The 21,387-nt window shown below is 38.4% G+C and carries 17 protein-coding genes; 3 read left to right on the top strand and 14 right to left on the bottom strand.

Going from position 1 to position 21,387, the window contains the following annotated elements:
* Positions 1-65: 65 nt before the first annotated feature.
* The 5 genes from ACYVK4_RS03920 to ACYVK4_RS03940 all read right to left on the bottom strand — a co-directional run bounded on the left by ACYVK4_RS03920 (position 66) and on the right by ACYVK4_RS03940 (position 7,211).
* Entirely contained in the window at positions 66-1,586 is a 1,521-nt protein-coding gene (locus ACYVK4_RS03920) for a capsule assembly Wzi family protein (protein WP_461126180.1), read from the bottom strand.
* Between the two features lie 39 nt (positions 1,587-1,625).
* Positions 1,626-3,005 carry a sugar transferase gene (locus ACYVK4_RS03925; RefSeq protein WP_461126181.1) on the bottom strand — a complete coding sequence of 460 codons (1,380 nt, stop codon included), beginning with the start codon at positions 3,003-3,005 and terminating at the stop codon, positions 1,626-1,628.
* A gap of 199 nt (positions 3,006-3,204) precedes the next feature.
* Positions 3,205-4,740, bottom strand: a complete 1,536-nt coding sequence (locus ACYVK4_RS03930) for a capsule assembly Wzi family protein (protein ID WP_461126182.1) — start codon at positions 4,738-4,740, stop codon at positions 3,205-3,207.
* A 175-nt stretch (positions 4,741-4,915) separates the two neighbouring features.
* Positions 4,916-5,452, bottom strand: a complete 537-nt coding sequence (locus tag ACYVK4_RS03935) for a T9SS type A sorting domain-containing protein (RefSeq protein WP_461126183.1) — start codon at positions 5,450-5,452, stop codon at positions 4,916-4,918.
* 1 nt (position 5,453) lies between these two features.
* Positions 5,454-7,211: a beta strand repeat-containing protein gene (locus ACYVK4_RS03940; RefSeq protein WP_461126184.1), complete on the bottom strand. Its 1,758-nt coding sequence runs from the start codon at positions 7,209-7,211 to the stop codon at positions 5,454-5,456.
* 182 nt (positions 7,212-7,393) lie between these two features.
* Between ACYVK4_RS03940 and ACYVK4_RS03945 the strand changes: the two genes are divergently transcribed.
* Complete coding sequence (locus ACYVK4_RS03945; RefSeq protein ID WP_461126185.1) at positions 7,394-9,025, top strand: glycosyl hydrolase family 28-related protein; 1,632 nt, start codon at positions 7,394-7,396, stop codon at positions 9,023-9,025.
* On the opposite strand, the gene ACYVK4_RS03950 is transcribed toward ACYVK4_RS03945, so the two are convergent.
* Genes ACYVK4_RS03950 through ACYVK4_RS03960 form a run of 3 tightly spaced genes read right to left on the bottom strand, consistent with a single transcriptional unit; the run spans position 9,022 to position 11,393 of the window.
* The gene (locus tag ACYVK4_RS03950; RefSeq protein ID WP_461126186.1) at positions 9,022-9,927 is read right to left on the bottom strand and encodes a glycosyltransferase family 2 protein; all 906 of its coding nucleotides are present in this window, start codon (positions 9,925-9,927) and stop codon (positions 9,022-9,024) included. The two genes, ACYVK4_RS03945 and ACYVK4_RS03950, sit on opposite strands and share 4 nt — an antisense overlap.
* A gap of 18 nt (positions 9,928-9,945) precedes the next feature.
* Positions 9,946-10,641, bottom strand: coding sequence for a glycosyltransferase family 2 protein (locus tag ACYVK4_RS03955; RefSeq protein WP_461126187.1), 696 nt, complete (start codon positions 10,639-10,641; stop codon positions 9,946-9,948).
* Between the two features lie 26 nt (positions 10,642-10,667).
* On the bottom strand, positions 10,668-11,393 hold the full coding sequence (locus ACYVK4_RS03960) for a glycosyltransferase family 2 protein (RefSeq protein WP_461126188.1): 726 nt from the start codon (positions 11,391-11,393) through the stop codon (positions 10,668-10,670).
* Positions 11,394-11,712: 319 nt separating this feature from the next.
* On the opposite strand from ACYVK4_RS03960, the gene ACYVK4_RS03965 reads away from it, so the two are divergent.
* Positions 11,713-12,495, top strand: coding sequence for a glycosyltransferase family 2 protein (locus ACYVK4_RS03965; RefSeq protein WP_461126189.1), 783 nt, complete (start codon positions 11,713-11,715; stop codon positions 12,493-12,495).
* Positions 12,496-12,520: 25 nt separating this feature from the next.
* Here ACYVK4_RS03965 and ACYVK4_RS03970 read toward each other — a convergent pair whose 3' ends face one another.
* Positions 12,521-13,462, bottom strand: a complete 942-nt coding sequence (locus ACYVK4_RS03970) for a hypothetical protein (protein WP_461126190.1) — start codon at positions 13,460-13,462, stop codon at positions 12,521-12,523.
* On the bottom strand, positions 13,462-14,793 hold the full coding sequence (locus tag ACYVK4_RS03975; RefSeq protein ID WP_461126191.1) for an MBOAT family O-acyltransferase: 1,332 nt from the start codon (positions 14,791-14,793) through the stop codon (positions 13,462-13,464). Before ACYVK4_RS03975 ends, ACYVK4_RS03970 begins: the two co-directional genes overlap by 1 nt.
* Positions 14,794-15,206: 413 nt before the next feature.
* Between ACYVK4_RS03975 and ACYVK4_RS03980 the strand changes: the two genes are divergently transcribed.
* Entirely contained in the window at positions 15,207-16,883 is a 1,677-nt protein-coding gene (locus ACYVK4_RS03980) for a glycosyl hydrolase family 28-related protein (RefSeq protein WP_461126192.1), read from the top strand.
* Between the two features lie 90 nt (positions 16,884-16,973).
* Here ACYVK4_RS03980 and ACYVK4_RS03985 read toward each other — a convergent pair whose 3' ends face one another.
* The 4 genes from ACYVK4_RS03985 to ACYVK4_RS04000 form a co-directional block, all read right to left on the bottom strand.
* Positions 16,974-18,290: a hypothetical protein gene (locus tag ACYVK4_RS03985; RefSeq protein ID WP_461126193.1), complete on the bottom strand. Its 1,317-nt coding sequence runs from the start codon at positions 18,288-18,290 to the stop codon at positions 16,974-16,976.
* Positions 18,291-18,378: 88 nt separating this feature from the next.
* The gene (locus tag ACYVK4_RS03990; protein ID WP_461126194.1) at positions 18,379-19,482 is read right to left on the bottom strand and encodes a glycosyltransferase family 4 protein; all 1,104 of its coding nucleotides are present in this window, start codon (positions 19,480-19,482) and stop codon (positions 18,379-18,381) included.
* Between the two features lie 3 nt (positions 19,483-19,485).
* Entirely contained in the window at positions 19,486-20,379 is an 894-nt protein-coding gene (locus tag ACYVK4_RS03995) for a hypothetical protein (RefSeq protein ID WP_461126195.1), read from the bottom strand.
* A gap of 63 nt (positions 20,380-20,442) precedes the next feature.
* A complete protein-coding gene (locus ACYVK4_RS04000) occupies positions 20,443-21,366 on the bottom strand; it encodes a nucleotide-diphospho-sugar transferase (RefSeq protein WP_461126196.1) in 924 nt (307 codons plus the stop codon).
* Positions 21,367-21,387: the final 21 nt, after the last annotated feature.

Here is a 21,387-nt window from a genome sequence, read left to right on the forward strand (position 1 = left end):
ACCAGACCCGATGGCTAAATCAGTTAAAATGGCGTGAAATTTTGCTAGTGGCCCCCTTTTCTTATTTAGAAAAGTGTGCGGGGTGAAACAATTGCCCGTTTACGCCCGCCCAGCACCCCTGTTTTGCGCAACCCGATATAGGCTCCCACACTATTGGGCAATAGCTCACCGGCGTCTACGGCAACTGAACCATTCAGTGTCGTTCCGCCAAATAACCCTATTGGCACTGAAGCCGTCAGCAAACCAGAGAATTGGGCAGGAATAGTTAAATAAGGAATAGCGTACGTGCCAGCGTTACGGCTATAGGACAAACGGGTCGTCACATCGACCTTATCCAGTACCAGAGCACTTAATCCAACATGAAAAGCACTCACTCTGTTGTTTGCAATCGCATACCGGTTGGGCAGAGCCGGATTCACTTCTTTTTGTGGCGTCAGAAAAGGCGTTCCAATCGTGCGCCCAACGTACGTCCAGCCATCAATAAACTGGCTATTGTTAAAATAATCATCCCGTCCTCTACGCTGCGGATCCTCAAGGATGAATAAATCACCACCCTGACTCCCTGTAAACAGGTACTCGAAAGTCAGTTGCTTCAAAAAAAACAGAGAACCGGTTGGCTGATCCCGATTGCGTATACGAAGCCCATTTAACCCGTCATCCAGATTGGTACCGTAAAACAGCGATCCATCGTCGTACATAAATTGACGGTAAGCAAATACATTCCAGCGGTTTAAATTAACCTCAAAAGCAAAATCAATCGAGCCAAGGTGATTACCGATACGGTTATCGTCAAAACGGGAAATTGATGTGAGAGCCTGGTCTTCAGGAAATGGGTTTCGCGAACCCAACACGACAGCTGGAAAATATTTGATTGCTGAGGGTAAATTGCCATTTACGGACACCGTATTGTCCAAATAATCAGAATGTCCGGCCCACATAACCTGGTGGTTGAAGCCGCCATAGAACCGGACTCGCCAGGATGGTTTCCCTAAACGGCCATACAAAGAGGATTGATGTAGATACGACCCTTGCACCAACCGGCCTTCGTTTTCAAACCAGCCATGAGAAAAGGTGCCCATAACCGACAAGACTCCCCCCGTCAATGGAATGGGGGTGAATTGGGGAATGGCAAGCTGAATTTTCGGCATGGGCAACGCATTGCCCGACCAGATATACGAACCACTTGTCAGCAGCGTGTCAACCAGACCGACTACCTCACGGCGTCGGCCGGCATAGAGTTCAAAAGCACCCAGACGCCCTTTTGTGTAGGCTTCCGGCAGAAGAATCTGATTGGTAGCCCCTACATTGGTAACCACGTTAAGACCATATCCCCAGTCTATTTTTGGTCTATACCCTGTGCTATCGGCACGCCGATAATCTGAAAAAATGGCAGCGTTTATGCGAAAGGCAGGATTTTGCAACGGAACAACTCCGTATTGATTGGCCCGCAGCCAGAACGGGGTTTGATCTGATGATGCCAGCACACCTGTCTCTACCTGATATTGACTGACGCGCTGTGCATGAACGTCAATACAATTGACAGCAAAAGCCAGCCCGAAGCAGACTCTCCAAGATAAACATCGCATAAAAGACAGGCCAATAATTCGTTGAGTATAAAGCAGCAATCATTTGCCCCGGCCCTGAGCCATTACCCGAAGTGTTTGGGCAATGATCCACATATCGAACAAAAACGACCGGCGTCTGGGATAAAGAAGGTCGTACCGGAGCCGCTGGACCATCTCTTCCAGGTTGGCAGCATAGCCGTATTTAATCTGACCGATAGAGGTAATGCCGGGTTTTACCTTCAAGAGGGATCTGTATTCCGGAGCAATTTCAACGATCTGGTCGATAAAATACTGTCGCTCCGGCCTGGGACCTACAACCGACATGTCACCCACCAGCACATTATAAAACTGAGGCACTTCATCAAGCCGGGTACGACGCATAAATCGGCCCCAGGGTGTAATGCGATCATCGAGCAAACCACCTGATAAGACCGGCCCCGACTTCTCGGAGTCAACATACATACTCCGAAACTTATAGATGTTGAATGGTTTTCCGCCTTTCCCAATGCGTTCCTGGGCATAAAAAATAGGGCCCGACGAGGTGAATTTGGTAATCAGGGCCAGAAGCAGAAACAACGGCATGCCTAAGCCTAGCGCAGCAACTGAAAACAGAATATCAAATGAGCGCTTTAATGTATTTACCTGAAAGTCAGCCAACATCTGCGAAGACAGGCTCAAAACAGGCAAAAAATCATGGTATTCGACCGATGCCCCACGAGCCAGGAACCCTCTGAAGTCTACCAGCAACTTTACCTGATAATCGACCACTTCGGCATTTTCGGTTATCATTTTTAACCGATCATTATCAATATAGGGCATGCAGCAATACACGCAGTCTATTCGCTCCCTTTCTATAAACCTTGAGAGATCATCATAACTCCCCCTAAGAATATGCCTGTTTTCGCTGTTTGGCTGATCGAAATAGCCCTGAAAACGAAAGCCCATCTCCGGGTGGGCATCATAGAAGCTCTGGATGGAGGCTGCTAGTTTGCCATACCCCACAATCACATAACGCCGGTTATTGTAGCCCCGACTTCGGTACTCGCGTAGAAACAGTAAACTTCCCAAACGAAAAGCCGATGCCAGACCCGTAAACAGCAGATAGGTGATTAATAGATGCTCCCTTGAATAATAATACCCTTTTACAGCGACCCAGTATATAGAAATGATAGCGACGTGAATAGCCATCAGAACGACTAATTTCTGTATAAGGTTGTACGCCTTAAAAAGTTGCCGAGGATATATGTAGGGCTTGAGAACCAGCACCTCAAGTAACCAGATAAGGTTAAATAAGGTCAGGAGTGTTGAATAGGGTTCATCTAAAACCGAGTCAATCTGCTGAAATTTGGCAAAATAGGCCCCTACAAAAGCTATGTTTAAGCTAAGGAAATCAACGATTACGTGAAGTGGAAAAAACAATATGGAATAGCGATGCCTCATTCCTCTAAATTTTACCGATCGATATAGCTGGAGCTGGCAACAGAAACATTGTTACTAAAAACAATACGTTAAAAGTAAGATTAATAACCGATGTGCCTTTACTAATGTTATCTTACGGTTCAGGACGAAAGAGCGCAAATTAGCGACAAATACCCTCTTAAAAAAGTTTGATATACCCTTTCTACCTAATGGGTGATTACTACCGAGCCGTAGTTTGCCATATCTTGCGGATGCTGATAAATGTACCAACGCTATTTTGATAAAGCGTACCGGCATCGGCTGCAAGTGTTGCAGTGAGGTGAATGCCCCCTAAAACATTTAGGGGTGCTACCACAGAGGCATAAGCAGAAAATTGATCGCGGGGTGAATTAAAAGGGTTATTATAGGTACCCAGATTTCGGCTATATGACAGCTTCACCTGATAGGCCAATGCGCCCTCAAGAGCTCGCCCACGAACGGGTAAACTACCGGCAATACCCGTATGAAACACATAAACACGGTTATTAGCTGTAAATGTGCCACTTGGATATTGATCCTGAGGCCCCAAGGCTGGTGGAATAAAAGGCGTTCCTATCGTATGCTGCCGATAGGCCCATCCATCTCTATATTGTTGATGATTGAAGTAATCATCTTTACCTCGTTTTAAAGGATCATTTATAATAAACTCTGGCCCACCTTGGCTGGTAGTATTTAAAAATTCAATAACGATGTCTCTCACAACAGCTCTAGGGTCATTTCGTCGAATACGAACACCATTTAGACCGTCAGCTATATTTATTAAGCTGAATAATGACCCATCTTCATAGATATTCTGACGATAAAAAAATAAAGTATGTCTTACCAGATCAATCTCAGCGCCCAAATCGATCGTTCCTAAGTGGTTCCCAACCCGGTTGGTGATCTCAAAATAAGTATATGCGCTGGAATCTGTACGACTATTCCGATCACCAACCACAACATAATAATAATCACGCAGACTCGATGGTAAACGACCATCACTAGGTACTAAGCCAGTACCTATCAACTTATCTGATTGGCCGCCCCATACAACCTGATGGTTAAATCCACCATATAATTTAACTGTACTTGTTATACGGCCTAATCGAAGATAAAGTGACTTTTGATGTAACATCGTATTACGCACATATCCAGAAGCGCTCAAAAATCCATGTGCATATGTACCTTGGATTGCCAACCACCCTTTTGTAAAACCGATCGGCGTAAAATCCGGTATTGAAACCTGAATTTTAGGAATGGGTATGGCATTGCCTGACCATGCATATGATCCTGTAGACAAGTTTGAATCGGCAAGGCCAAATTTCTCCCGCTGTCGACCTATGTAAGCTTCAAAAATGCCCCGTCTAACTTTTACATAAGCTTCAGGGAGTAGTATTGGCCGTTCGTAAGACAACTTGTTCTTTTCAATATTTGCTACTACGTTTAACCCATATGCGAAATCGAATTTTGACTTGCTCCATAGGCCTGTGCTATGTCTGGACGTGTCATATTCTCCATACACACCAGCCCTAAGCGTTGTAAAGGGTGATTGATTTGAGACAATCCCATACTGGTTTGCCCGTAACCAAAAAGGAGTTTCTGTTGATGAAGAAAAGTATGCACCAGCTTCAGCGGAGTATTTTGTAGGTTTACGTATTGGTTGAGCCAACAAACATGAGTAATCAATAAAGATGATTAGTAAAGCGATTACAAAGCTTGACCTTGCGCAAGTGTGCATTGAGCGATTAGTATAGAGTGAGCAAAGGAAGGTGCATTAGTAATATGCACTTCACTTTGAAATGAATTGCTTTATTTTTGAAGGTATGTCAACGCAAAACTAATCAAGCACAAATAAAAAGAGGTCCGTTTTTAGAAACGGACCTCTTTTATTGCTCCAATATTTAATTCACTGGTCACTTCTTGACAACGCGAGTGACTGCTTTTTTCTGGTTCGATTCAACTATAGGTATGTATATTCCCTCAGCTAATGTGCCCGCCTGCCATTCTATTTTATGCCGCCCAGCAGACTGGTTTTCGTCATTTACTAATTGGCCAACAATTTTACCCTGTGCGTCAGTAATCCATAAATTCACTTTTCCAGCGGCAGGTAGATAATAATCTATAGTTGTTGATTGCTCAAAAGGATTCGGGTAAGCTTTTAGTTTTAACGAAACTTCGGACTCGCTATTCGCTACAGGCTTTATCTCAGCAGTGAATAAGCTGCCCCGCTGCGTCTCAAAACCAGGGGTTAAAGTTATGGAATGTCCTGCCTCAAAGTTTACTCGACTTGTGGCTCCTACCAAACTAACCGCATCTATTGTTTCGACAGCCTGTTCTAAGAACCGGCCTGATCTTTCATAGTTTAATTGGATTCGCAATGATTGTGGCAATGTCTGAGCAACTGCAGCTAAAGACAAACAACACCCTGCCAAAGTCAGTAGTAGTTTCATATTATTTGCTCGTTTTAGCCTGCAATTTGTTCATTCGTTTTTCCAACAACGTGCTCTTATGCTTTAATTCATCATTTTGCTTTTTCAGTTCAATCACGTATAACGTAAGTTCTTCAACCTTTTCAAGCAATTTGGCATGCATTTTGCCAACGTCCACACCTTCCTTAACAACTTCTTCGGCAGAAGGAACACCAGGTAAATGCTTCTCTTGGTTGATGTATTTTTCTACCTGTCTCAGGCTACGGAGTTTGTATCCAGGCTCAAACACGCGGTCCGACCAGTCATCTGTACTTTTAACAGCTACTTTAACCTTTTCAGTCAGAATACCATCGGCTACATACAATCGATAACCGGCTGGTGTTTTTCCCACACCCGGTCCAATGACAACTCCCCCCTCATTTGTGTTTTGAATGTTATTGCCATCTGTAGACCATAGAACCTCTGTTTCCGAGGCAGCAACACGGCCAGATCCACCAATACTACCCAGAACAACGTCACCCTGTGCATTCACAGTTAAAAACTTAGTTTGATTCAAGGCTGAAGCACTGGATGCTGACGTTAAATTCGTGAATCGCAGACCACTACTGTTGGATGACAAGGCTCTAATCTCTAGTCTGTTTTTAGGTGCGCTCGTACCTATCCCAACATTAACATTAGATGTATCGCCCAATACAACACTGTTATCTGCCTTAACCATTGCGTTAGCGCCAATGGCAGTAGAGTTAGTTACGTTTGGCCTTGCAGCAGTCGATCCTGCTCCATCACCAATGAATACATTTAGATTTCCAGTTTTATTGTATTGTCCTGTATACGATCCCAAAAAAATATTTTTATTTCCACTATCATTATTAAATCCGGAAGCTAAGCCCAGAAATAAATTTTGGTCGCCAGTTTTGCTATTTAAACCAGAACCATTGCCTAGAAATACGTTATTAAAGCCAGTTGTATTATTCTGTCCAGACGAGTTACCCATAAAGGTGTTATAACCACCAACTGTATTGGAATAACCTGAATAAGAACCAATAAACAGATTACAAGTACCCGTTGAGTTGGTATATCCTGTACGCTGGCCTATAAACACGTTATTAAATCCAGAGGTATTACTAAACCCAGAAGTATATCCAAGACTAACGTTAAATGCCCCTGAACTATTAGATTGACCTGTCGATAAACCTACAAAAACGTTTCCTACGCCTTCACTATTATTGGCTCCAGAGAGGGAGCCAATAAATACGTTCTCTTTACCAGTAGTATTAGCGGAACCAGCATCAGCTCCAATAAATGTGTTTTCATATCCTGTTGTGTTGGCGTAACCAGCCCCAGTTCCCAAGAATGAATTATTATAACCGGATGTATTGAAAAAGCCAGCCTTGCTTCCTAAGAAAGCATTGTTGTATCCTATACCATTTGTGTTGCCAGCTGACGAGCCTATAAATGTATTGTTATTTCCACTCGTGTTACTAAGACCAGCGCTATAGCCAACAAATGAGTTTCCTAGTCCGGAAGTATTCAAATTACCTGCGGAAGCACCCATGAATACATTTTGTGTCCCAGCCATATTTTGAACACCTGTGCCACGCCCAATGAATAGATTGCTCGCCCCACTCATATTAAGGTTACCTGCCCCTACCCCTACTAAGGTATTGTCAGAGCCGGGTGTAGCTGAAGATGGGGTCGTAGACACATAATTGCTTTGGCAATATGACCTTAAAGACATTAATTGTATTACCATTATTACCCACAGTACAGTATTCTTCATAATTAATATAGTTTGATACGGCTAACTTTCGCTTATATATTGAGCAATAATCATACCACCTGAAACATCGTAGCGTAAACTATTTGTGAGGGTGTTTTTCCAAACAGTTTACGTTACTCCTTGTTTATTAACATAAATATAAACATACTTACACACATTATAATCCTAATGCACAAATACAAATGGCAATTAATGTAAAAGACACCCCTTATAACGCAAAAGGGGATGGATTAACAGATGACTCTACCTCTATTCAACAAGCCATAAATTTTGCAAAATCATTATCCACTGGCACTAACGGGGCCTATAGAGCTACTATATACTTTCCAGCCGGGCGCTACTTAGTGAATACATCGATTAATGTAACTAACACAGATGGAATTTGGCTGCTGGGGGATGGAGGCTCTTTTCTTAATACGACTATACTTGGCAATACAGGTAATAGAGCCATTTTCGATTTCAGCGGCTCTTCATACTCAGGATGTGAGAATTTTTATTTCGTCTCACCATCAGGGAGTCCAGCCAACACATCTACATTGGGGGTTCAATTTGCCCTAACAACGAATGGCGGGCTAAACTGTGGGATTAAAAAGTGTCATATTCAGTTCAATGATAATGCTTCTGCGAATGGTGGCTTAGGGTGTATCGGCATATTGAACATCCGTAGCGAAGAATTTTATATACACGAATGTTTGGTTCGATCTAATTCTCCACTTATACTGAGTTACACAGCAAATGTAGTCATTAGTGGAGCCAACTATAACGCGACGAGCGCTTACCAAACGCTTGCCTCTGGAACCGGTTCAATGGGCGTAGTCAGTATTAATGGAACATCTTTACAATCCATTGAGAAACGACAACCGGCCTTGATTCTCATCGGGACGAACAGCATTAATTTTCAGGGATATCTCGGCCGCGCTTCCTCTAATGCAGGAACTAATGAAACAGCCGTTTTATGTACCACTTCTACAACAAACTTAAAAATCCACGGTACAATAGAATCATTTTCAAGGTTTGTAAAAGTTGCAGAAAACAGCGGTTTTGAAAATTGTGACTTCGACATTGTTATGGCCAATTCGTCATCACCAACAACCGAATTGATTGACGTAACAAATTGCATTACTGCCGGTCTGAAAGCACGTATCTCCCTTCCTGTTCCTTCAGAGCGAAATAGAATAGTACTGTATCATGCGCCTGCAGGAGGAGGTAACCAGCAAGCCGCTGGTTACGCTATTAACAGTGAAATCACTTGCTTCGCGATATCTGACAATCAACTAATTATATCTGCAAACCTTCTCAGACGATCTACTAACATTAGCTTAAATACTTCTGCACCTTTTGAGAAACGAAACGGAAGGTTGAAATTATTAACAAATAATACACCAGTTATCGGCGTTGTTGGCTCACTTACTTCACTAACAATATTCCGGTTTAAAGAAGCCCGTTTAACGAGTATATCAAATAATAGTGGTTATTATCGTCTGTGGATTGACGGCGTACTTAAGGCTGGCGGTTATGGGTCAGGAAAAGCAGCTACTCTTTGTTTTCAGGCTCAGATTGTTGTCAATCAACGGTACGACGGCATTCTTGACCCTCTATCAATTACCGTGATAATCTTGGATCAAAGTGTAACAGATCCAGCTTACCTCAATATCAATGGCTTGACTCTTGATCTTACTTTTTCAAATAATATTGGCTCAGTGTTATTAACACCACGTGTATCAGGTAGCGGAACTGGGGAACCGGTGTATTATGAAGGCTTTACTGAACTTCAAAGTGACTTTTTCGTAAACGATCCAATACCTCTAAGTTAACGCCAAAAGGAGCGATGCATACTCAATCCCCGTGTAATTCTCATTGGTAAAGCAGTGTAAAACCAGCCAGTTCTATAGCCAATATATTTTGCGACAGTTCGAACAAACTGCATGGGTAACAGGCGGCTGGCACCCATTTTTATTAAATAGTTACTTTCCTCAATTATATAGCGCAATCCTTCTGACTCTGCTTTTGTAAAGTATCGAAGAACTGAGTTTTGCTGCCGATGGAAAACACCAATGTCAAAGTATCGGCGAAACTCTTCACTAAGCGAGTAATTATGCGAATGTAATACCTGAGATTCTGCGCAATAAGCTAGTGTATAGCCTTTTAAAATGAAATGAGCAGCAATAGTAACATCTTCGCCCAAGATTGTATCATCAGGAAAGCCACCATTATCAAGAAGCAATGATTTTCGATAAGCCGCAAAAGAATTAGAACAAGAGCATGTCTTAATACCTAATTTCCCGATCATAGCCTTATTTTTTAATAAGCTTTGTTCCGGATAGTTTGTGTAGCGCGCTATTTTTCCAAATAGATCTGTCTGAGGATAAGGCAACTGCCTGCCATAAGCCATAGCAATAGTGTCGTTACTAACAAGACAATTAACCAGTGTCTCTAGTGTATTGGTAGAAACAGGTAAGGCATCCTGCGTTAAAAAGATAATAAGCTCATTCCCCGCTAACCTTACACCAATATTCCTGGTAGCCCCATGGTTAAACTCTGATTTAGGTACTGAAACGTATTTTACTCCGTTCATCTCAAGGATAGTCCGTGTATTATCCGTTGATTCAGAATCTAGTATAATTAATTCGTGCTCAATAGTTTGCTGTTTTAGAATTGAGAGTAACTCAGGCAGATACTGGGCTGCATTATATGTAGGAATTATAACAGATATCATTTATACACTTAATAAAATCTATAAACAGCGAAAACACCTTTTAAACAAATGCCACGACAAAAGTAGCCTAGTACGGACTTGTTCACTAACAGTATAAGAAGATACTTCACCAGTCGGTGACGCATTATTACCATGCCTCACATATTTCATAAGGGGTTGATGAACAAAGCAGACGTTTCCTCTTGCTTCCACAAGCAAACCAATCCACCAATCGTGCATATGTATTGAAGCGGGGAAAGGCAAAGCATACTTTAGAACTTCACGTCTAAAAGCCATGCAGCATCCGATGTAGGAGTTCTTATATAGATTTCGGAAAATACCAGACCTACTATGCCTAAAGTCAAAGAATGATGGAATGATAACATTTATTGACTCATCTACAACCTCACAATCACTTAAAACTAAATCATAAAATTCAAGCTTTTGAGTCATTATCTCAATTTTATTGCTGGCCCAAATATCATCCTGATCAGATAAAAATATATACTCACCTTTAGCATGCTTCAGCGCATTTTCAAAATTCGCTAATGGGCCTTTATATAGAATATTATTTTTTACTATTTTAATACGCTTATCATTCATAGCAAGTATGACATCGTAAGTATCGTCTGTTGAATTATCATCAGACACAACGATCTCATCATCGACTCCAAGCTGATCAATAATTGAATCTATTTGTCTTATAACGTACTTACTACCATTATAAGTAGCCATACACACACTTATCATACAAAATTTAACTATTTAGAAACGTCAAAAAATCTATAATGCAAGAAGTATTTAAGTTTTATCAACTTCGATAAAAAAAACCCTGAGACAGGGCTGTAAAATTTCGAATGAACCAATTGAAGCTCCTCTAAAGAAAGATTAACATCTGAACTAGCTCCCTGAATATCACACTCAGCAATATCGAATCTAATTTTTTTCCTCTTTTTACCAGACAAGTATATTAGTAAATTCAATTCATAATCTGCCATAGCTTTAATGGAAATATCATATCTAAAATCAGTAAATAACCTTTTGTTATAAAAAGCTCCTTGATGATGAACGGTATTGTTCAGAATAGTCTTTATATTAAATTCAGAATTATAGCGTTCCCCATTACTGAATAGTACATCTCCAAAAATTATATCCAAAGAGTCGTCCAGATGGTTAGAAACTTTACTTATAATGTCAGGATACAGACGATCATCGGCGCCAAGAAATAATATCCAGTTTCCTTTAGCTTTATCCAAGCCTTTATTCATAGCATCATAAATACCTTTATCAGTTTCACTAATCCAATAACTAAGGTCGTCCTGATACTTTTCAATACAATCAACTGTACCATCACTACTTCCACCATCGATTATTATATACTCAAAAAGCGTCTTATCTTGTCTTAAAACACTTTGAACAGTTTTTTCAAGTGTACTTATGGCGTTGTAAGTAACTGTAATAATTGAAAAAACGGGTGGGGAAATCATGTTGCTGGCCTATTAAATTACAAAGCTACTTAATAACATACGACAACTCAAACCCAAATTCTATCTTAAAAAGGTATATTTAGTCAAGCTGGACAAAAAATATGATTTATAAAGATACTTGACAATACCATTGAAAATGGAAACTAAGTACTTACATGAAAAACGACGAAAGATAGTTAAGTCACTGAAAACTAAATTTTTATATAAATATTCTCGGCCTTAAATCTGTATTGGCAGACTCAAGAAAGATTGTAAGGTTGCTATTAAGGATATAATAAGGTTATTTTGAATTACCAAAAAGAATCCTAATAAAGTTAAGATGATTTCCTATAACCCACTAATTAGTATAATTATTGCAGTATATAATGGAGAGCGCTACGTAGGCGGTGCTATAGAAAGCATTATTAATCAAAATTATACAAATTATGAATTGATCATTATCGATGGTGGGTCAACTGACAACACGACAAAAGTAATAAGCACATACAGTAAACATATAAAATACACTATAAGCGAACCAGACAAGGGTATATATGATGCCTGGAATAAAGGACTTAAAGTTGCATCCGGAAAGTGGATTTCATTTCTGGGCTCCGATGACTCCTATTATCCCAATGCATTAAAAGCTTATGTTGATTTTATTGGTAACCTCCCAGAAAAAGATTCTTTGGAGTTTGTATCGTCGAAAATTGACCTTGTCAATAGTGAGATGAAAATAATAGAAACAGTTGGAGAAGCTTGGGAATGGGAGCGTTTTAAACACAAAATGATAACATGGCACGTTGGTAGTTTTCATTCTAGAGAACTATTTACTAAATATGGTATGTTTGATGATTCGTATAAAATTTCAGGAGATTATGAATTTCTCATGAGACCAAAGAATCGACTTAGAGCTGCTTATCTTCCTTATTCGACAGTAATGATGCGTACTGGCGGAGTAAGTACGACACTATTATTCAAAGCCATAGATGAAACCTATAGAGCTAAAGTCAAAAATGAACTTCTTTCTCGTTATACTACACCACTTCTCGTGCTGAACAATAAAATAAAATTATCTATAAAAATGTTTTTAGTAAAAAAAGGTATAGTAAAAAAACTATAAATTCAGTTCTCAACCAGTTGTGTTTCTAGTTTGCATGTGGAACTACTAATTTCGATTTTTCAAGTAAACCTAGTAAAATTTCAGTTCGTTTTTGAACACCAGTACTATCCAAATGATAAACAGTATCGAAAATATATTTATCATCTAATACGAAATCTTGCATACTGCCTATTATTGGGCACTTTAATGTGTGTGCGTATTGCTTTGATAATTCTAACAGTTTTTCTTTATTCAAGTTGTATGTTGAACGCTGAAATGCTGGATAAGTAAAATAAACAGTTGCTCCTTTTGCTTTCGCCCGATCAATAAACTCGTTTATTGCCAATAAACCTTCATCGTAATTAGTATTCGAGAATATAACACTGCCAGAGGGAAAAGTAGGCTTTGGTTGATTGAAATGTGTTTTCAAATCCCCAAACTCATCAAAACCCTCTCTATAATATATAGGATCATTTACTTTACCAATAAGTTTATAAAAAGCACTACTACAACACAATTGCAATTGCGATACCAGTAATCTTAGCCTATCTAATATAGAAAGACCCATTCTAGATACTGACTCAGGATTTACGTCTGCTAATTGAGCCATTAGTTTTTTGTTACCATCTTCTAAGAAATACTCTAAAGATAAAACAACAATATCACCGGATCGAATACTTGGTAAGGATTCATTTAATATAAAATTCAAACCTAACCCGGCATGAAGGCCCATATTTACTACTGAGAATTTTGTTTTCTCATGCACTAATCGACAATTGAGTCCCAAGGCCAGATTTGACCCCCCTACAAAAATAAGCCGGGGAGGACTAACCGTGATCAGCCGCTCTTCCTTATCTAGAGAAGCAGCTACATAACTGGATTTGTTACGCGTAAGCGGGGCAATTAGATAGAGTATTACAGACACAGTTAGTATGACAAAACTAGCTATTACTATTACCGGCTTTACTAAAGCTAAAACTTGTTTCATCAAAATTGAAAGTAAATAAATTGCTCCTGAACATCGAACATACCGAACATAAGTATAAACATGACAAACATATAATAGATCGTCATGCGCACAGCAAAACTTTGGCGCATGAGCCATCCATTAACGGATACACTTACATTCACTCGTTCTACAGTCAGTAAAACGACTAAGGCCAAAAAACCTATTAGGTAGTCATACTGCGTAGATCCTAGGGCACTTGGCTTTAAATGGCTAATACTTGACCCTAAACTTATAGTCAAATGTGATATGATATAATATGCATCCTGTACTGTTTTGGCTCTAAAAAATATCCATGCAAAACAGGTTAGGGTAAACGTACAAATTAATCCTATGGAAGATCGGATTTTACTCGAAAGCCCGGCAAAATCATACATCTTTGTCCAAAACTGCTTTGTACTATTTTCAATAATTAAATATAACCCGTTCAAACTTCCCCAGATCACATACGTCCAGTTAGCACCATGCCATAAACCACTTACTAGAAACGTTATGAATAAATTGAAGTACCATCGGTATTCAGATACACGGCTCCCACCTAATGGTATATATAAATAGTCTCGAAACCATGTTGATAGCGAGATATGCCACCTCTTCCAGAATTCTGATACTGAAGTTGAAAAATATGGCGAATCAAAGTTCTTCATCAAACGAAATCCAATTGTCCGAGCTGTGCCCAGAGCGATGTCTGAATAGCCTGAAAAATCGCAATAAATTTGAAAGGCAAATAAAAAAGTTGCAAAAATTAAAGGGAGTCCTTCAAACTGCTTTGGGTCATTATAAACTTTATTGACAATAATGGCAAATCTGTCCGCGATAACGACCTTTTTAAATAATCCCCAAGCAATTAATTTTAAGCCTTCAGATATATTTTCTGCCTTGAATTTATGCTTTTCGTAAAACTGGTATAGCACATTTTGTGGTCGTTCTATTGGACCGGCTACCAACTGTGGGTAAAACATGACATAAAGCGCATAAATACCAAAATGTCTTTCCGCAGCTTGCTTTCCCCTATATACTTCAATAGTATAACTCATTGCCTGGAATGTGTGAAAAGATAGTCCAATCGGCAACAGTATTTTTAAAGAATCGAATGGAGTTGTATGGTTAAACTGATTTAAAACAGTATCAAAACTTTCATTTAAGAAATTATAATATTTAAATATGGCCAAAACTAAAATGTTGGCACTTAAACTACATATTAGAAACAATTTTCTTTTTCTACCGCTTGTCTTTTCTATATAGATCCCAGCAATATAATCTATGACAATAGTGAATCCAAGTATTACTATATATATGGGAACAAACGCCATATAAAAGTAACAGCTACCTGTTAATAATAACAACCACCTATAACGATATGGCAGTAAGTAATAGGCGCAAGTAATACAAATAAAAAAAATTAAAAAATGTATCGAATTAAAAAGCATTAGTGAGTAAAATCTTTGTAAAAAATGGCGTAGTTCGCTATTTATAGCTCAACAATTGATTTACGAAGTAAATATAGGCATATATTTTTCTGTTCTTCTACGAGCTAGTACTACACTTAATCCTTTGACTTTGAATATAATTGATCAACTTGATGGATTATGGCTTTACAGTCAGGTATACGAGCGATAGTCACCCCAAAAGAACAAATTCTCCACCCTATCCTTATAACATCAGCTATTGAAGCTGTCAAACTTTTTGCTCAGCGTATAAGTAGTATAGCTAAAACTGATTTAGAATGAAGCCTTATATCCTATTATTACTCTTGACAATACCTCTCATTTCTTCCGCTCAGAAGAATTTACCTTCTTCTACACGCGTACCCGATGTAGGTGGAAGGGAGGATATGCGCTTAAAAACCGATGGCTATTGGTATTCAAGAACTACTTCGGGGAGAGAGATTCCACTTCGGATTGACCCTAAAGCTAATAGCCTGACTGTCTATCAAAATATTGCTACAGTTAGATCAATGAATTTATTAAGTGATACGGCTCCTGTAGCTATCAATATAACAGACAAGACCAAGCAAGGCACGTTTATCCTCGACCCCGAAGACTCCACTACACCTGATAATACAGGTACGGTAGTTGTAACCCGTTCTGGTTTACGTTACAAGCGCGTTATTGATGGCCCAGTTTCTGTCTTATGGTTTGGTGCTCAAGGAGACGGTACTAACTTTGATAACGCACCTGCTATCCAAGCTGCTGTTAACTTCGCCACCGAACTACAGGACCCAGCTAAAGATGGCGCATTCAGTTCTAAATGGAAAGGGCGTGACTTAACAGTGTATATACCACAGGGTATATATAAAATTAACAAAACAATCCACATCACGGGGACTGTAAAGCTTCAGGGTAGCGCGGGAGGTGCTTACGCAGGTACTCAACTTATACAAGGAGTACCCGGAATATCAATGATTAGCCTGGATGCAGGTTCAGATAAAGTATCTAATGCAACCGTTATTGAAGACATAATTTTTAAGTCTGGCTCTGCTAAACAGAACCTGTCTGTTGCTCAGATTATTATTGGCACTAGCAATGGAAATTCTAACTACATTAGAAACTGCTGGTTTCAGACGGCTGAAAATCTAGCAATCTGGATAACTAAAGGAGGAGACATTCAGATTTCCGGCTGTACGTTTGATGTACTTCCCTTTCACGCCATTGCTATTGGTAAGCCGGGCTTACCACCCACTGTAGACGTAAGCATTACCAATAACACCTTCTTCGAGGTTGCACTGGATATAATACGTTTATACTCGGCCAAAGGTGTAACTGTATCTGGGAACAGAGTATCGAATAGCGACAATTCCCGGCATAATACCACATTTATTAATGGCTACGGAGCCGATATCATCACGTCTTTATCTGTCAATGGCAATGAGTATACAAATGTTAGAAATTTCATCCACCTGCCCATTAATTTATTTGGTTGTAGTATAAGTGGCAACACAGGCTATAAAACAGATGGGTATTTTTTGAAGGTGAGCCAGCCGGGCGTCATTTATGGAGCTTCCGTAGTTGGCAATAGTGTTTATTCAAGCTCAACAAACAAAGCTAATAAATTAATCGACCTGGACGCCAATTCAGGAATGCAGGGATCAGTACTTGTAGGAAATGCTTTTTATAGTATCTCAACTACACAGACAAATGCTTTTTTTATGATCAGTACAAGCAATATAAATAATGAAATAGCGCATAATACATTCACGAATTTTGCTAATCCCTATGCGGTGCATTCACCTGCCCAAAATGGTATGCTTGATTTTAAATCGCTTGTTTCTATTGAAGCCCCATCATCTGGTCCCGGGGAACTTCTCTATCATGATGGAATCAAATGGAATCGATTAAAAAAGGGAAATGATGGACAAATACTCAAAATGGTCTCGGGAAAGCCTGCTTGGGTTAATCCTTAAATAATGTATGTATTCAAGTCAATAATTTTCCGGGCGAATACTTCTGACAAGGCTTGATAAATAAGCAATAAAGCAGGTTATTTTTTAAAGCTATAACAAGTTAGCTGATGACCTACGGTCAAGAACCCTACGTTTCAAAAAATAGGAAATTCCTGGTATATCATTAACCAACGTAAATTTTCTGAACGGATAAATAAAACAATAATATACAAACAAGCAGGCACATAACTGTAATACAAAGAACTCTACATCAATTACCAATTGAAAGGTTAGGATACCTAGAACGAAGGACAGTGGCTGGCTTTTTATTAGTCTCTTGGAAAGTCTGTTTCCGCGAAGGAACGACACAACATAGCTAATAAAAAGTGTATACGGTATAAGAAAGAATTTTCCGAGGATAATAACCTGTAGGGGTAGAATAAAATTAGGGCCGACAGAAACTGGCGAAATGTGACCACTATCAATTTCATACAATTGCCATCCCACAGACTGTGTTTCAATAGGTATAATCTGTTTAATGAATATACCAAAAGCGGCCTTAGAATACTCTAAGACGCCGGAGGGAATGATATTGGAAGCATTATTAGCCAGATACATTTCTAGGCCGTCCCCGGCGCTAAGTATACGATTTGCCATACGTAAAACTCCATCCTCAATTGTCCCTTCGCTACTATAAAAAGATGTGACAATTATACTATTTATCAAGGCAAAAATAATGAAACTAATACCGTACCAGTTTAGTCGGTTTACAGATTTCTTCGTGTAATAAGGCGAGAAGTAATAAATAAAAAATCCGTAAGTGTCAAGCAATCCCAACAAGGACGACCTCCCGCCAGCAACTATATCCAGAAGGCTGTTAATAATCAATATGATTATTAACTGAGGACGCCATTCTTTTTTTGTTCTAAGTAATACAAAGAGGTAATATATGAAAAATGGTTTGGCACCAATTTGTAAAATATATTGCCAAAAACTACGGCCTTCATACTGTACAAATTTATATAGAAACCAACTGGCAATTGATGGATGCTCTATTGCATAACTGATAAATTCAAGACGGCTTCCTAAATTAAGTAACAGACACACCGTAAACAATAAAGTATTTTTCTTACTTGTAAGTCCTTTCTCCAAGTCTGATACTTTTCTGGGAGTAGTATCTAGAAAAAAGTAAAGTCCAGCTATGTATACAAAAAAAACTGAAACAAACGAAAATCCATCCAGATTTATATTCTTCGAAACTAAATAGCCAAACAGTAATCCCAAACTACTTGCACACCATATAATATTGTTTACCAATGGATCGATAATTGAAAAAATCTTTTTTCTTAGTAGTATAAAAAACAAAACTGCCAATACCATAAATGATATTGTCATAACATAAACATTATATTTTTCATAGTAATACATAAATAAAGGTAATTGGTATTACACTACCACTTTGCTTTAGTAAAAAGTGATCACTTTATATTTCATTAAGTAAGTAGTTACCCTATACTTAAGTTAGTTTTTTATAAAGCTCTAAAGTTTCCTGAACAGTACGTGACCAAGAAAATTTATTCAATTGTTGCCAACCTTTACTAACCAGTTCTGAACGTAGTGAATTATCTAAAATAATTTTTTCAACAGAAGCTTCTATAGAACCAACATTGGTTGGATCAAAGTACATGGCTGCGTCTTCAGCAACCTCAGGTAATGAGCTAGAATCACTGATTATACAGGGGCAACCACAAGAAAAAGCTTCAAGGACTGGGATTCCAAAGCCTTCATATAGCGAAGGAAACACAAAAGCTAAAGCTTTTTTATATAATGTGGGTAAAATCGTATCATTGATCAATCGCTGCTCTACCAGACCTTGTAAGGATAATTCTTGAATCACATCCTTTTCTGTTGACGTAAAACTACCTCCCCCTCCACACACTAATTTGATAGAATATCGCTTTAATAAATGAGCTACTGCTTTTAAAAAAGGTGAAAAATTTTTGTACCCGGCGCGATTACCAACAAATAAAAGATAAGGTTGCTCCGTGACAGACAAATCTGAAGTTGTTTGGTTGATTGACTCCGGCTGAAATGAACTCCCCAAATAAATAACCGATATTCGAGACGGCTCAATACCTAATATTTCAACCATGTCGCGCTTTGTGCTTTCCGATATGGCAATAAGATGGCTTGACCGGTAAGCAATTTTTTTCTTTTGGGGTATTATAAACTTATCAGCAGACAGTTCTATAAACTGATTAGATAACCGCTCATAAATCATATCATAAAAAGTTGTAACAAATGGTCTATCACCAACCGGCTTACTAAGAAAATCGTCGAAGTAAGTACTATGATATATATCATACTGACCAGTTTTATAATCCAGAAGATTATAGAGCTGATTGGGTTTATGTAGCACACGACTGTATTTGTTCTTAAAAGGGTACGGCAATGTTTTAATACCATATTCTTTTAAATGAACGTTGTTGGACCACAACTGCGATAAATGAGCATGATTATCTTCAGTTTTATTAATCCCGTTTATTAATTCACAAAAGTACCTAGATATACCACCATAGGTTTGAAGAGAGAACGCCTGATAATCAAAAAAAATATTCACATCTTAAAAGGTTTCGATTGAGCCAGTTTTTATATTAAAAACCGGTAAACCACTTATTACATTCTTTCTTTCTTCTATGCCAGCATAGGTCAGTTCCCCATTTTTGTTTCTAGCTTCTCTAAAACGAGCAGAGACGAAACCCTCTTCAAGAGAAACAGGTTTTATTTTATCTATTAAGTTGTCTTTTATAAAAAAAGCATTGTTTCCCGCTTGATTGCATCCAATAAAAGAATACCCTTTTGCTTTAGCTAGATCATATAGAGCAGCTAATGACGCTCCGAAATAAAGGTTGGAGTAATGCTCATTTCCTCTATAAAAATCAGATTTATAAGGAATAGTAATTGCTCTATCTATACCAAATAGACTATTATACTCGACAACCACAATGTCTGGTTCCGTTACTGTAATAGCTTTCCAAACCCAATAATCATTACCATCTATATCAATACTTAGTAAACCAATCTTTCCACTGAAGCCATTCTTTAATAATAAATCATTTATATTTTCAGCAGTTATGAATGAACTAACAGCTGTTAAATCATATTGCCAGAAAAATGGATCTTTCTTTATAATATTTACATTAGCTTCTGATCCATCTATTACTAGACCTTGCCAATTTTTATACATCAATAAAAACTTAGTGTTAGCTTCATCATAAGTTTCCACTCCGAATTCAACAAATTTTGTATTAGAAACTTTCGTGTTATTTATAATGCATTGTATTATGCCATCATCTCCAAATTGCGAGAAAACTTTAAATTCGGCTTCATTTATAGAAGTCTCTTCTGATATTTGCCTAGCAAGAAGTGCCCCAACCAATAACCTGTTTTCAACATTATATTGTCTTATCTGCCTTATTATTTTGAATAGATCTTGTATTTTCTTAAGTATTTTCATACATCTTTTGTCCTTAAAAAGAATTCATTATTTAACGAATAAGCCTACATTAATCATGAAGGTTTATTTAACTAAACGCTTAATTCCTTTTAATTTTCTATGCCACCACGAGGGTAACTGATAAAAATGAGAGTAAGCGTATTGCGTTGCAACAGTGTTGATCTCTATGACCTCTGGGTATTGCATAGAGGCTGCATCTATTGTTACTGCCTGTAGATTTGCCCAAACACTATTTTCTTTTGTGTGAGTAGCCGTTTGAGTAAATCCAATGTTGGTTATTAGATTTTCCCTAGGGATAATACAAAGACCATTATTATTCCATATTGTAAATACCCATTGGTAATCCCAGGTATCTATTTCTCCTTTTAGTAAACTGCCAAATGATTTCTTCCAGAACAACTGAGAATTTTTATTTTTTATTGTCCTTTCTATACCACCACTTTTTTCGAAAATTTTATAATCAGACATAGTGATATCGTATTTTTTCCAAGCACGACGCCATGTTGCCCAACCCCATATATGCGGAATGTTTGTAAAGAAAAAGGAGTCGTTATTCCATCTCATATCTCCGTAAAGGTTACTCCCACCAACATGCATTATTTTAGGTTCATTTACATATCGATTCAAGAGGACTTGACAGTATCCAAAAAAGCTAAGATCAGGCAAGCAATCATCTTCTAGAATGATTCCTTTTTCTTCGTGTTCAAAAAGCCAAGTAATGGCTTGGCTTACCGCCTGTCTACATCCTAAGTTTTCTTTTCTGAATAATGTTTGAACTGTACAAGGCCAGTCAACAAGACTCTCTATTTGACGGCATTTTTCTGTTTCTTCAATATCAGACACGTTACCTGATCTAGGGCCATCAACTGCTAAATAGAGCTTTGAAGGACTTACACTTCTAATACGTTCAAACACTTGCATCGCTTGCAAAGAGCGATTGAACATAATTAACAACACAGGTGTCTCTAACATTTTTCTTCTAACCAAGTTCGTAATGATATTTCGCTC

The sequence above is a fragment of the Spirosoma aerophilum genome (assembly GCF_054782495.1).